The sequence below is a fragment of the Seohaeicola zhoushanensis genome (genome assembly GCF_014656415.1).
Lineage (GTDB): Bacteria > Pseudomonadota > Alphaproteobacteria > Rhodobacterales > Rhodobacteraceae > Seohaeicola_A > Seohaeicola_A zhoushanensis.
The window spans coordinates 166,956-180,071 of sequence record NZ_BNCJ01000002.1 but is presented as its reverse complement, the minus strand read 5'-3'; the positions used below and the strand labels follow the sequence as shown (position 1 = coordinate 180,071).

Annotated in this window: 10 protein-coding genes and 1 pseudogene; 7 read left to right on the top strand and 4 right to left on the bottom strand. The window is 67.2% G+C overall.

The genetic code is table 11. The annotated features are described in order from the left end of the window. Nucleotides 1-50: 50 nt before the first annotated feature. The gene (locus IE266_RS04865) at nucleotides 51-791 is read right to left on the bottom strand and encodes an IclR family transcriptional regulator (RefSeq protein ID WP_189678921.1); all 741 of its coding nucleotides are present in this window, start codon (nucleotides 789-791) and stop codon (nucleotides 51-53) included. 96 nt (nucleotides 792-887) lie between these two features. On the opposite strand from IE266_RS04865, the gene IE266_RS27245 reads away from it, so the two are divergent. The 6 genes from IE266_RS27245 to IE266_RS04835 all read left to right on the top strand — a co-directional run bounded on the left by IE266_RS27245 (nucleotide 888) and on the right by IE266_RS04835 (nucleotide 8,299). After that, nucleotides 888-3,596, top strand: coding sequence for a benzoate-CoA ligase family protein (locus IE266_RS27245; RefSeq protein WP_189678920.1), 2,709 nt, complete (start codon nucleotides 888-890; stop codon nucleotides 3,594-3,596). A gap of 104 nt (nucleotides 3,597-3,700) precedes the next feature. Beyond that, nucleotides 3,701-4,879, top strand: a complete 1,179-nt coding sequence (locus IE266_RS04855; protein ID WP_189678919.1) for an ABC transporter substrate-binding protein — start codon at nucleotides 3,701-3,703, stop codon at nucleotides 4,877-4,879. 67 nt (nucleotides 4,880-4,946) lie between these two features. Continuing rightward, on the top strand, nucleotides 4,947-5,870 hold the full coding sequence (locus IE266_RS04850; protein WP_189678918.1) for a branched-chain amino acid ABC transporter permease: 924 nt from the start codon (nucleotides 4,947-4,949) through the stop codon (nucleotides 5,868-5,870). After that, nucleotides 5,870-6,850: a branched-chain amino acid ABC transporter permease gene (locus IE266_RS04845; protein WP_229863898.1), complete on the top strand. Its 981-nt coding sequence runs from the start codon at nucleotides 5,870-5,872 to the stop codon at nucleotides 6,848-6,850. Before IE266_RS04850 ends, IE266_RS04845 begins: the two co-directional genes overlap by 1 nt. 1 nt (nucleotide 6,851) lies before the next feature. After that, entirely contained in the window at nucleotides 6,852-7,595 is a 744-nt protein-coding gene (locus tag IE266_RS04840) for an ABC transporter ATP-binding protein (protein ID WP_189678917.1), read from the top strand. A gap of 2 nt (nucleotides 7,596-7,597) precedes the next feature. Next, on the top strand, nucleotides 7,598-8,299 hold the full coding sequence (locus IE266_RS04835) for an ABC transporter ATP-binding protein (protein ID WP_189678916.1): 702 nt from the start codon (nucleotides 7,598-7,600) through the stop codon (nucleotides 8,297-8,299). A 29-nt stretch (nucleotides 8,300-8,328) separates the two neighbouring features. On the opposite strand, the gene IE266_RS04830 is transcribed toward IE266_RS04835, so the two are convergent. Next, nucleotides 8,329-9,396: a DUF8462 domain-containing protein gene (locus tag IE266_RS04830; RefSeq protein ID WP_229863927.1), complete on the bottom strand. Its 1,068-nt coding sequence runs from the start codon at nucleotides 9,394-9,396 to the stop codon at nucleotides 8,329-8,331. Nucleotides 9,397-9,763: 367 nt separating this feature from the next. Between IE266_RS04830 and IE266_RS04825 the strand changes: the two genes are divergently transcribed. Next, nucleotides 9,764-10,492: a CBU_0592 family membrane protein gene (locus IE266_RS04825; RefSeq protein ID WP_189678915.1), complete on the top strand. Its 729-nt coding sequence runs from the start codon at nucleotides 9,764-9,766 to the stop codon at nucleotides 10,490-10,492. Between the two features lie 126 nt (nucleotides 10,493-10,618). On the opposite strand, the pseudogene IE266_RS04820 reads toward IE266_RS04825, so the two are convergent. Both IE266_RS04820 and IE266_RS04815 read right to left on the bottom strand, forming a co-directional pair. Beyond that, nucleotides 10,619-11,920 (bottom strand): annotated as a pseudogene (locus tag IE266_RS04820) (NAD(P)/FAD-dependent oxidoreductase). 6 nt (nucleotides 11,921-11,926) lie between these two features. Beyond that, on the bottom strand, nucleotides 11,927-13,096 hold the full coding sequence (locus IE266_RS04815; protein WP_189678914.1) for an acetyl-CoA C-acetyltransferase: 1,170 nt from the start codon (nucleotides 13,094-13,096) through the stop codon (nucleotides 11,927-11,929). Between the last annotated feature and the right edge of the window lie 20 nt (nucleotides 13,097-13,116).

Genomic DNA, 13,116 nt, shown 5'->3' with positions numbered 1-13,116 from the left:
CCCCCCCCGCCGTTGGCGGCCCCCCCGGAGGTATTTGGAAAGAAGAGAAATCAGGGGCGCGCGACGCTCAGGTCGGCGCAGAAGCGCAGCAGTGCGGGGATGGCGGCGCTGCCCGGCGCGGCGAGCGCCGGGTCGGTGCCGATCAGGGTGACGCTGGCCTGCGCCTGCCCCTGCCAGTCGAGCACCGGCGCGGCGATGGCGGCGAGGCCGGGGATCAGGTCGCCGCTGACGCTGGCGTAGCCGCGCGCGCGGGTCTCCTCGGTCAGGGCCTCGGCATTGCCGCCCTCGCGGGCCAGCAGCGCGGCGGTCAGCGGCGCCGGCGTATAGGCGAGGAAGACGCGCCCCGTCGCCGAGTTCAGCAGCGGCAGGGTCGAGCCCAGCCCCAGCGCGGTCACCATGTAGCGCGCCGAGCGTTCCCAGCGCACCACCACCGGGCCGCCCTCGCTCCAGACGCAGAGCAGCGCGGTGAGGCCGGTCTCGGCGACGATGTCGGGCAGGCGGTCAGCCGTGCGGTTGACGAAGTCGAGCCGCGCCAGCGCCGCCAGCCCCAGCGCCATCGCCGCCGGCCCGAGGTCGTATTTGCCCGAGCGCCCGGCCTGCCGCACCAGCCCGGCATGGACGAAGGAGGCGAGGTAGCGATGCGCCTTGCTGACCGGCATGTCGCCCGAGCGCGCGAGGTCGGTCAGCGTCTGCGGACCCGGCGCCTCGGCGAGGCGGGCTAGCAGCGCGAGCGCCGCGTCGAGCGATTGCAGGCCGCCCTGGGCGGCATCGGAGGCGATATCCTCGGCCATTTCTTTGCGCCAGTCAGAAACGTTTGCATATATCAGAAACAGCAAATACAGCTTCTGGTCAAGATCGGGTGGCGATTCGAGCGCGGGGAGGGCGTGATGCTGAGCACCATCGATATCCTGGGCGGGGGGCCTGCCGGGCTTTACACCGCCATCCTGCTGCGCCGCGCCCTGCCCGGCGTGCGTGTCCGGGTGACCGAGGCCAATCCGCGCGACGTGACCTGGGGCTTTGGCGTGGTCTTCTCGGACCAGGCGCTGGATTTCCTCAAGGCCGACGATCCCGAGACCCATGACCTGATCGCGCCCGAGATGGAACGCTGGCAGAACATGACGCTGAACCACCCGAAGGGTCGGGTGGTGCTCGACGGGATCGGCTTTGCCGCCATCGGGCGGCTGCACCTGCTGCAGGTGCTGCAAGCCCGCGCCGAGGCGCTGGGGGCGGAGCTGCGGTTCGGCCATTCGGTGCGGGATCTCGGAGAGCTGGACGGCGACCTGCTCGTCGGCGCGGACGGGCTGAACTCGCTGGTGCGCAATGCCGCGCCCGAGGCCTTCGGCACCACCGTCAGCTACATGGAGAACCGCTTTGCCTGGTTCGGGGCCCGCCGGCCCTTCGACACGTTGACCCAGACCTTCCGCACCACCGACCACGGCGCGATGAACGCGCATCACTATCGCTATGCGCCGGACATGAGCACCTTCATCGTCGAATGCGACCGCGACACCTTCTTCGCCGAGGGCTTCGACGGGATGGACGAGGCGCAGACCGCCGCGCGCTGCGAGGAGGTCTTCGCCGATGTGCTGGAGGGGGCGCCGCTGGTCGCCAACCGGTCGATCTGGCGGCAGTTTCCGAAGCTCTGGTGCGAGACCTGGCATCACGGCAATACCGTGCTGCTGGGCGACGCGGTGCATACGGCGCATTTCTCCATCGGCTCAGGCACCCGGCTGGCGCTGGAGGATGCCATCGCGCTGGTGGGCGAGTTGAAACAGCACGGCGACTGGCGCGAGGCGCTGCCCGCCTACCAGGCGGCGCGGCAGCCGATCGCGAAGAAGATCGTCACCGCCGCCAATACCTCCTGCGCCTGGTACGAGGGGTTCGCCGCCAAGATGGAGAAGGCGCCGCTCGACTTCGCCTTCGACTATGTGACCCGCTCGGGCCGGGTCGACATGGACCGGCTGCGGGCGCTCTCGCCGCGGTTCATGGCGGAATACGAGGCGCATCTGACGCCGGTCATCGCCGATCCGGTGGGCGAGACGCGCGGCGCGGCGGAGATCGGTTTCGACAAGGCCGCGCATCCCAATTGCAGCGCGATCCTCTGGGACAACCTCGGCCGCAATCCCGACAAATTGGCGCTGACCGGCCCGGCGGGCGACATGACCTATCGCGCGCTCTGCGCCGAGGCGGCGCGCTGGGGCAATGCCTTAAAGGCCTTCGGGCTGGCGCAGGGCGAGCGGGTGGCGCTGTTCCTCGACGACACCCCCGCCTACCCGGCCGCCTTCTTCGGCGCGGTGCGCGCGGGGTTCGTGCCGGTGCTGCTGAACACGCTCTCCACCCCCGACCTGCTGCAATTCTACCTCGCCGATTCCGGCGCGAGGATCGCCCTCTGCGATGCCGAGTTCGCCGACCGCTTTGCCGGGCTCTCCGGCACCGCGCTGGAGCGCGTGGTGGTGGTGAACGGTGACGCCGGGGCGTTCACGGCGGCGGCCGATGTCCTTGCCGGCCAGCCCGACACGCTCGACTGTGCGCCGACCACGCCCGACGACATGGCCTTCTGGATGTATTCCTCGGGCAGCACCGGGCGGCCCAAGGGCATCGTCCACCTGCACCACGACATGGCCTATTCGCAGGCGAGTTTCGCCGAGCATGTGCTGAAGCTGCGCGGCGACGACATCTGCCTCTCGGTGCCGAAGATGTTCTTTGCCTATGGTTTCGGCAATTCGGCCACCTTCCCCTTCGCGGTGGGGGCCACCACCCTGCTGCTGCCGGGCCGGCCCGATCCGCAGCGGGTGCTCGACACCATCGAGACCTATCGCCCGACGGTCTTCTACGGGCTGCCGACGCTCTATACCGCGCTCTGCCATGCCGAGGGTGTCGGCGCGCGCGACCTCTCCTCGCTGCGCCAGTGCATGAGCGCGGCCGAGATCCTCTCGGCCGAGATCTTCAACGCCTGGAAGGGTCTCACCGGCCTGCCGCCGATCGAGGGGCTGGGCTCGACCGAGATGCTGCATGTCTACCTCTCCAACACCGCCGCAGAGCAGCGTCTCGGCGCGGCGGGCAAGGCGGTGCCGGGCTACGAGATCGAGTTGCGCGACGGCGACGGCGTGCCGGTCGCACCAGGCGAGGATGGCGTGATGTATGTCCGCGGCCATTCATCGGCCCCCTGCTACTGGAACCGCCCGGACAAGACCGCCGAGACGATGCGTGGCGACTGGCTTTATACCGGCGACCGTTTCATCGAGCGGGATGGCTTCTATTACTTCCAGGGCCGTGCCGACGACCTGGTCAAGGTCTCGGGGCAATGGGTCTGGCCGCTGGAGGTGGAACGCTGCCTGAACGAACATTCCGCCGTCCTGGAGGCCGCCGTGCTGGCGCACGAGCTGGCCGACCGGCGCATGACGCTCTCGGCGGTGATCGCGCTGCGCGAGGGGGGCACCGGCGGGGGGGAGACAATCAAGGCCTTGCAGGACCACGTGAAGGCAGCGCTGATGCCGCACAAGTATCCGCGCCGGATCCTCTTCGTCGAGGCCCTGCCCAAGACCGGAACCGGCAAGATCGACCGGCAGGGAGTCCTGCGGATGCTTCAAGCTTAAAATAAATAAGTTGCGCCACAATTGCGGTTTATGGTCAACTCGGGGCACAGTCCGCATGGGCGCAGATTCGGCAGAAGCCGGGCGACAACAACAGGGGAGTTGAGATGAAAAGAGTTATGTCCGCGGCACTTGCCGCCGCGATGCTGGGCCTGCCGGCCCATGCCGACGTCAAGATCGGCTTTGTCACCACGCTGACGACGCCCGCCGCGGTGATCGGCAACGACATGAAGAACGCCGTCGACCTGGCGATGGAGCACCTCGGCGGCATGGCCGGCGATACTAAGCTCGAAGTGATCTACGGCGACGACGGCTTCGCTCCCGAGACCGGCAAGCAGGCCACCGACAAGCTGGTCAAGCAGGACAACGTCGACTTCGTGGCCGGTTACATCTGGTCCCACGTGCTGCTGGCCTCGCGCAAGTCGGTGCTGGACGCCGACAAGATCCTGATCTCGGCCAACGCCGGCCCGAGCCAGATGGCCGGCCAGTTGTGCGACAAGAACTTCTTCTCGACCTCCTGGCAGAACGACCAGACGCCGATGGCGATGGGCGAGGTCCTGAACAAGGCCGGGGTCAAGTCGCTCTACATCATGGCGCCCAACTATGCCGCCGGCAAGGACATGACCGCCGGGGTCGAGCGCACCTTCAAGGGCGAGATCAAGGGCAAGGACCTGACCAAGTGGGGCGCAGACGCGCAGCTCGACTTCTCGGCGGAACTGGCCAAGGCCAAGGCATCGGGAGCCGAGGGCATCTTCGTCTTCTACCCCGGCGCGGCCGGCGGGGCCTTCATCAAGCAGTATGACCAGGCCGGTCTGAAGGACACGCTGCCGCTCTATTCGGTCTTTACCGTCGACGCGCTGTCGCTGCCCAAGCTTCAGGCCGCCGACTTCAAGGCGGTGCTGGGCTCGAAGACCACGCAGGAATGGGACCCGACGCTGGACAACGAGGCCAACAAGAAATTCGTGGCCGACTTCAAGGCGAAATACGGCACCTACCCGTCCTATTACGCCGCGCAGTCCTATGACGCGATCATGCTGATCGCCTCGGCGGTCAAGGCGGTCGGCGGCGACATGTCCGACAAGGACAAGCTTCGCGCCGCGATCAAGGCAGCCGACTTCAGCTCGGTCCGCGGCAAGTTCAAGTTCGGCACGAACAACATGCCGATCGAGGACTTCTTCCTGCGCGAAGTGGTCACCGATGCCGATGGCACCTGGACCACCAAGGTGATCGACACGGTCTATACCGACCACGTCGACCCCTACGCGGCCGAGTGCAAGATGAACTGAGACCCGAGCGGTCGTCTTCGCCGGCCGGGCGCATCTCCCGGCCGGCTTTTTTCATGGGAGTAAGCGGGTGGACACCACGCTTCTGGTCATCCAGGTCCTGAACGGGCTGCAACTGGGGCTATTGCTGTTCCTTGTCGCCTCGGGCCTGACCCTGGTCTTCGGCATCCTCGACTTCGTCAACCTCGCGCATGGCTCGCTCTACATGCTGGGCGCCTTCGTCTGCGCCTCGCTGACCTACGCGCTGGGGAACTTCCTGCTGGCGGTGGTGGTGGCGCTGCCCGTCGTCGGGGTGATCGGCTACCTGACCGAGCGGGTGGTGGCGCGCAGCCTCTATGCCCGCGACCACCTCGACCAGGTGCTGGCGACCTTCGGCCTGATCCTGGTCTTCGACACCTCCGCCCATGTGATCTGGGGCCCCGAGGGCATCGCCGTACCGCTGCCCGACTGGCTGAACGGCCAGGTCGCGCTTGGCAGCGGTCTCGAGGTGCCGACCTTCCGCCTGCTAATCATAGCCGCCGGCCTTGCCGCCGCCGGGGGGCTGTTCTGGCTGGTGAACTACACCCGCCTCGGGATGCTGATCCGCGCCGGCGCGTCCAACCGCACCATGGTCTCGGCCCTGGGCATCGACATCCAGATGCTGTTCAGCCTGGTCTTCGCGCTTGGCGCGATGCTGGCGGGGCTTGCGGGCATGCTGATCGCCCCGATCACCGAGGCCAATATCGGCATGGGCAATTCGATCATCATCACCGCCTTCGTGGTGATCATCGTCGGCGGCATCGGCTCGATCAAGGGCGCCTTCATCGCCGCCCTGCTGATCGGCCTGATCGACACGCTGGGCCGGGCCTTCCTCGATGATCTGTTCGGGCTGTTCATGTCCTCGGCCGCCGCCGAGAACTCGGCCCCCGCCGTCTCGGCGATGCTCATCTATCTCATCATGGCGCTGGTCCTGGCGCTGCGGCCCCAGGGCCTCTTCCCCCCGAAGGTACGCTGATGCCGACCATGTCCAAGCGCGGATGGATCACCCTTGTCGTGCTGATCCTGCTCGCGGTGCTGCCGCCGCTGTTCTACCTGGGCGGCCAGGCCTTCTATCTCGACCTTGCCACCCGCCTGGTGATCCTCGCCATCGCGGCGGTGAGCCTGAACCTGATCCTCGGCTATGGCGGGCTGGTGTCCTTCGGCCATGCCGCCTTCGTAGGCCTCGGCGCCTATGCCGTCGGCATTCCGGCGCATCACTGGCTCTACGGCGGTTGGGACGCCATCGCCACCCTCAGCGGCTGGCTGCACATCCCGCTGGCTGTTGGGGTCACGGCGCTGTTTGCCCTGCTGACCGGGCTGGTCTGCCTGCGCACCAAGGGTGTCTACTTCATCATGATCACCATGGCCTTCGCGCAGATGGTCTACTACCTCATCGTCTCGATCGAGGAATATGGCGGCGACGACGGGCTGGTGATCGACAGCCGCACCGAGCTGGCGTTCTTCGACCTCGACAAGCCGCTGCAGATGTATGCGCTCTGCTTCCTGTCGCTGCTGGTCGCGCTCGGCCTCGTGCGGATGATCGTAAACTCGCGCTTCGGGATGGTGCTGCAGGGCGCCAAGGGCAACCCCGAGCGGATGGCGACGCTGGGCTTCAACACCTATGCCTACCGCCTGACCGCCTATGTGATCTCGGGCGCGATGTGCGGCTATGCCGGGGCGCTCTTGGGCAACTTCACCACCTTCATCAGCCCCGAGATGATGGACTGGCACCGTTCGGGCGAGCTGATGTTCATGGTCATCCTCGGCGGCGCGGCCACCACCATCGGCCCGGTGCTGGGCGCCACGGTGTTCATCGTGCTTGAAGAGGTGCTCTCCAGCCTGCCTCACCCCTTCGGGATCTACTGGCAGCTGCCCTTCGGCCTGCTGCTGATCCTGGTGGTCATGTTCATCCGGGGCGGCCTCGCCGGCCTCTTCTCCGGCCGGAAGGAGCGCTGAGATGACGGCGGTTCTGAAGGTCGAGGGCCTGAACAAGAGCTTTGGCGGCATCAAGGCGACCGACAACCTCAACCTGACGGTCGAGGCGGGCGAGCTGCACGCGGTGATCGGCCCCAACGGCGCCGGCAAGACCACGATGATCAGCCAGCTCTGCGGCACCCAGATCCCCGACAGCGGCCGCGTGCTGTTCAAGGGGCGCGACATTACCCGGCTGGCGCCGCATCGGCGCGCGCACCTGGGCATCACCCGGTCGTACCAGATCACCTCGCTCATCATGGAGATGAGCGTGCTCGACAACGTCGCGCTGGCGCTGCAGGCGCGCGAGGGGCATTCCTTCCGCTTCCTGCGCCCGGCCCGGTCGATCGCCCACCTGCGCGACAGGGGGCGCGAGTTGCTCGCCCGCGTCGGCCTGGCCGACAAGGCCGACCAGGCCACCGTCGCGCTGAGCCACGGCGAACATCGCCGCATGGAGATCGCCATCGCGCTGGCCTCGGAGGCCGAGCTGATGCTGCTCGACGAGCCGATGGCGGGGCTCGGCACGCAGGAGAGCCTGGAAATGGTCGCCCTGCTCAAGGGCATCAAGGGCAAGCACTCGATCCTGCTGATCGAACACGACATGGACGCGGTCTTCGCGCTGGCCGACCGCATTTCGGTGCTGGTCTACGGCCATATCATCGCGACCGGCAGCCCGGACGAGATCCGTGGCAACGAGGCGGTGCAGCACGCCTACCTGGGCGAGGAATGACGATGCTCGAACTCAAGGACGTCACCGCCCATTACGGCACCAGCCAGGCGCTGTTCGGGATGAGCCTTTCGCTGCAGGCGGGCGAGGTCGCCACCCTGCTCGGGCGCAACGGCATGGGCAAGACCACGACGATCAACACCATCATGGGGATCGTGCGCGCCTCGGGCGGCTCGATCCGCTTCGACGGGCAGGAACTGGTCGGGCGGCCCAGCTTCCGCACCGCCAACCTCGGCCTCGGGCTGGTGCCCGAGGGGCGGCAGATCTTCCCGAACCTGACGATGATGGAGAACCTGGTCGCCACCGCGTCGAACCACCTCGGCCTGCCCGATCCCTGGACGGTCGAGAAGGTTTTTGCCCTGTTCCCGGAACTGGCGACGCGGATCGGCTCGATGGGCAACCTGCTCTCGGGCGGCGAGCAGCAGATGCTGGCGATCGGGCGCGCGCTGATGACCAACCCGCGCCTGCTGATCCTGGACGAGGCGACCGAGGGGCTGGCCCCGCTGGTGCGCCGCCGCATCTGGGAGGCGCTGACCCAGATCCGCGGTCAGGGCATGTCGATCCTGGTGGTCGACAAGAACCTCGCCGACCTCATGAAGATCGCCGACCGCCATTTCATCGTGCAGCGCGGCCAGGTGGAATGGTCCGGCACCAGCGCAGAACTGGCGGCGGACGAGGCGGTGCGGCGGCGGTATCTGGAGTTCTGACGGCGGGGGACAACCTGTTTCCGGGCCGGCTATGCTTCGCGCAATCTCGTCCGACGGAGAAAGTCGTCGAACAGAGGGACCGTAAAGTCGATCTCGCCGTATGACGGGGAATAGATCATCCCTTTGGTTATGATGCTCGCACGCCTGGGACCAAGCGATTTGGGCTGCTTCTTGAGCGCCTTGGCAACATCATTGACCTTGTAGGGACCTGCCCCGAGGCTGGCCATTGCTTCGACATACTCGACTTCGGCATTAGTGAGCCGGTCGAACCGGACTCGAAAGAAGCCATCGTCGAGGCGCGCGAGAGCCTTTTCAGTCGCGGTTTCGACGTTCGCCAGGTTGATGGGGCTTCCCTCGGCGACATTCCAGGCATGATGTCCCCATTCTTGGAGAAAGAACGGATAGCCACCGGTCAGTTCATTGATGCTCTCCAGCGCGTCTTTCTCGATCTCCACGCCTTCCGCCTTGAGAGGTTTGATGATCGCATCATGCGCCGCACCTTCGTCGAGGGCACCGATCTTGGGAAATACGAAGACACGCTCCGCATAGCTCTTGGCGTCACCGGAGAGCTTGGCGATCTGTGGCAATCCCCCGGCAAAGACCATGACGGGAAGATTGCGCTGGGACATGCGATGCACGGCGACGATGACCGCGGCCAATTCTTCTTCCAGATACTGGACCTCGTCGATGAGAATTACCCAGCCTTTCGCGGCTGATCGGGCCGCGCGTCCGATCGCTTCGAACATCTCGCCCAGATCGATTTCCAGGTTTCCGCTGTCCGCGACCCCGGGGTCTGCATCCACGCCGATCTCGACGTCGCCAAGCGTGATCTTGAAGGCGCTTGCGAAGCCCCGCAGTGCCTGCAACCCCTTGATCGCCATATGCCGCGCCTTCTCCTGCGCCGAGAGCTTGCGCAGGAGTTGACGCATGGCGGGATAGAGCATCTCGGTCAGCGGCTTGCTCTCGGGGGCTTCGATGAACGCGGAGATGAAGCCTTCGCGTTCCGCGACCTCCAGTACCTCGTTGAGGAGTACGGTCTTGCCCGTGCCTCGCAACCCGAGGAAAATCTGGCTTTGGGCGCTCCTGCCGGCGATCACCCGTTTCAAGGCGACACCGGCGTCGTGGACGATGCCCTCGCGTCAAGCGAGTTCCGGTGGACGCGAGCCCGCGCCTGGCGAAAATGGGTTTGCTACCGGGTCCATGTCGGCGTCCAATTGTCCTGAAAGCTACCGAAGACTAGCAGGAACTAAAAAGAATGTCTTAGTTCTTGTTAGCTTCTCCTAGTTTGCAGATCTGACAGTCGATCTCCCAAGCGACATCCAAGGTTTCCCTTGTTCTTAGCGAAGCGGTGCAGGGAGTCGCGGCCGTGGCGGACCGGCCTCGGGACTGGTATGCTGGGCGCACGTCATGCGCTGGAGCGACGCTGCCATCAGGCAACGTGCAGTCTCTTCTTCGGGGGTTTACGTGCTCAACAATCTTGGCGCCTGGTTCTGGGGCATGGGGGTCTACGACGTGATCGGCGTCATCGGCGTCATCTTCTACGTCGGCGCCTATCTCGCCCTGCAGCTCGGCCTGCTGCGTGGCGACGGCTACAGCTACCCGATCCTGAACCTGATCGCCTCGGGCTCGGTTCTGATCAGCCTCCTGCGCGATTTCAACCCGTTTTCAGCCACCATCGAGACCTGCTGGATCGTCATCAGCCTGATCGGCATCACCCGGCTGTTCATCGTGCATCGCATCGCGCTGAGCGACGAACAGGCCGAGGTGGCGCGGCGCATCGTGCCCTCGCTCAAGAAGGACCGGGCGCGGCGCCTGCTCAAGCTTGGCCGTTTCGTCGACGCGCCCGAGGGCTTCGTGCTCACCGAGATGGGCAAGCCGGTGCAGGATCTCGCCATGGTGATGGAGGGCTATTGCAGCATCGACCGCGGCGGGCTGCATATCGGCACCATCTCGGTCGGCGCGCTGGTGGGCGAGCTGACCTTCGCCACCGGCGCCCCGGCCACCGCCACGGTGCGCACAACCGCGCCGGCGCGGCTGTTCCTGATCGACCGCAAGGCGCTGCTGGCCTTCATGGCGCGGAACCCCGACGCCATGGCGGACATGGAGCGGTCGGTCGCCGGGGACCTGCGCCTCAAGCTGACGCAGACCACGACCCGCCTCTCGACGGTGATGGGCGAGCGCGAGGTGTCCTGAGCGCCCGGCGTCCACGCCCGCTGGGCTGCGCCGCCTCGGGGGCCTTGCCCCCGCCGCGCCTGCGGCGCGACTCCCCCGAGTATTTGGGAAGAAGAGAAGCGGGGGGCGCGGCGCCTGCCTGCGCCGTCAGCCCAGGACGGAGAAGCTGCTCTCGGTGTTCACCTTGCGGCGGCGCGAGTAGAAGCCGGCGTCGATCTCGCGCCCGAGGTAGGGCAGCGTGAAGCGCAACGGCCTGGTGTCGTGATCCGCCCCGCCTTCGCAATAGCCGATCAGCGCCGTCATCAGCTTGCCGGCGATCGGTGCGTTCTTGAACTGGTTCCCCGAGGTGCCGCAGGCCATGTAGAAGCCCTCGAGCGCAGAGCGGTCGTAGATCGGGATCCAGTCGGTCGAGGCGTCGTAGAGGTCGACCACACCGCGCATCCGGCTGGGGATGCCGAGCGTCGGCACCCGCTGGGCATAGCGCATCGCCTGGGTCGTCCATTGTTCGGTGAAGTCGCGGTTGTAGTGGAGGTCGTCCTCGACCCAGTGATGCGGGTCACAGTCCGGGTCTTCCGAGCCGATCAGGATGTGGTTGCCATGTTCGGGGCGCACGTAGCAGGCGATGTCGCTGTCCGAGACGATTGTGCCATCGGTCTCGAAGTCGAAGCCGGGCGGGCTGGGGACATGCACCACCTCCTGGCGCAGCGGGCGGGTGCGGATGGTCATGTCATCGAGCACGCCGGCCATGGCGTTGACGATATGCGACCCCGGCCCCGCCACGTTGACGACCACCGGCGCGTGGATCTCCTCGCCGCTGGCCAGCCGCACGCCGGTGACGCGCCCGCCGGCCTGCAGGATCGCGCTCACGGTAGCGTTCAGCCGGGTCTCGGCGCCATGCCGCGCCGCCGCCGCCAGCAGGTTCTGCGCCGAGAGCGCCGGGTCGGTGACATAGCCGGCATTGGGCTAGCAGACCGCGCCACCCATCCGCCGTCCGTTGGGCTGGCCGAAGGCCGGGTCGTCGAGCCGCCGCGCCGGGGCGAAGCTGGCGAGGTCGCAGATCGGCAGCCGCGCCTGCACCTGCTCCGCCGTCAGCTCTTCGAAGGGGCAGCCGAGTTCGGCGCTGAAGGTCTTGTGCTTCTCCAGCTGGCCGTTGGCCTCGGTCTTCATCACCAGGCAACCCACCTCGCGGAAGCGGGCGAGGTCGCTGCCCGCCGGCAGCCCGAGGTAATCGGCCCAGTCGCGCCAGTAGTGGTAGCCCTCCCAGGCGAAGGCGGTGCCGTCGAAGGTCGAGTAATGCATCCGCACGATGGCGCAGGAGCCCGAGGTGGAGCCATGCCCCGCCTGCGCGTTGCGGTCGAGCGAGAGCACGCGCCGCCCCTGCTTGGCCAGTTCGAAGGCGATGGCGGCACCGATCACGCCGGTGCCGATGACGATGACATCGGGGCTCATGTCGCGTTACAGCGCCTCGACGATGGTGACATTGGCGATGCCGCCGCCCTCGCACATGGTCTGCAGCCCCCAGCGCAGGCCCCGCGCCTTCAGCGCGTGCACCAGCGTGGTCATCAGCTTGGCCCCCGAGCCGCCCAGCGGGTGGCCGAGCGCGATGGCGCCGCCGTTGACATTCAGCCGCTCGGGGTTGGCGCCGGTGTGCTGCAACCAGGCCAGCGGCACCGGGGCAAAGGCTTCGTTCACCTCGTAGAGGTCGATGTCGCCGATGGTCATGCCGGCCCGGCGCAGGGCGCGGTCGGTGGCGTAGAGCGGCTCTTCCAGCATGATGACAGGGTCGCCGGCGGTCACCGTCAGTTCATGGATGCGGGCGAGCGGGGTCAGCCCATGCGCCTTCAGCGCGCGTTCCGAGACCACCATCACCGCCGCCGCGCCGTCGCAGATCTGGCTGGCGTTGCCGGCGGTGATCCGGCCGCCCTCGACCAGGGTCTTGAGGCTGCCGATGCTCTCGAGCGTGGCGGTGTCGCGGATGCCCTCGTCGGCGGTGTGCAGCTCGGTGCCGTCGGCGGTCTCGACCTCGATCGGCAGGATCTCGGCGGCGAAGGCGCCGCTGTCGCGGGCGGCGGCGGCGCGCTGGTGGCTCTGCAGCGCGAAGGCGTCGAGGTCGGCGCGGCTGTGCTTCCACTTCTCGGCGATCATCTCGGCCCCGGTGAACTGGCTGAAGATGGTCTGAGGGTATTTCGCGCCGATGCCGGGGCTCGTGGGCGAACCCGGCTGCGGGTGGCGGCTCCACTTGCCGGTCGAGCCCATGGGCACGCGGCTCATGCTCTCGGCGCCGGCGGCGATCACCACGTCCTGCACGCCCGACATCACCGCCTGCGCGGCGAAGTGGATCGCCTGCTGCGACGAGCCGCACTGGCGGTCGATGGTGACGGCCGGCACCGAGCGCGGCAGGCCCGAGGCCAGCACCGCGTTGCGGCCGAAGTGCAGCCCCTGCTCGCCGGCCTGGCTGACGCAGCCCATGATCACGTCGTCGATGGCGTCCGGCGCGATGCCGGAGCGGCGGGTCACCTCGTCGAGCACGGCGGCAGCGAGGTCGACCGGGTGCCAGCCGCGCACGCGGTCGTCGCGGCGGCCTCCGGCGGTGCGGGTGGCGCTGACGATATAGGCTTCGGGCATGGGGTCACTCCTTGGGCGGG

Coding starts and splice junctions, on each gene's coding strand:
- IE266_RS04845 (WP_229863898.1), top strand. CDS start 5,870: ATGCCGACCATGTCCAAGCGCGGATGGATCACCCTTGTCGTGCTGATC.
- IE266_RS04840 (WP_189678917.1), top strand. CDS start 6,852: ATGACGGCGGTTCTGAAGGTCGAGGGCCTGAACAAGAGCTTTGGCGGC.
- IE266_RS04865 (WP_189678921.1), bottom strand. CDS start 791: ATGGCCGAGGATATCGCCTCCGATGCCGCCCAGGGCGGCCTGCAATCG.
- IE266_RS27245 (WP_189678920.1), top strand. CDS start 888: ATGCTGAGCACCATCGATATCCTGGGCGGGGGGCCTGCCGGGCTTTAC.
- IE266_RS04855 (WP_189678919.1), top strand. CDS start 3,701: ATGAAAAGAGTTATGTCCGCGGCACTTGCCGCCGCGATGCTGGGCCTG.
- IE266_RS04835 (WP_189678916.1), top strand. CDS start 7,598: ATGCTCGAACTCAAGGACGTCACCGCCCATTACGGCACCAGCCAGGCG.
- IE266_RS04815 (WP_189678914.1), bottom strand. CDS start 13,096: ATGCCCGAAGCCTATATCGTCAGCGCCACCCGCACCGCCGGAGGCCGC.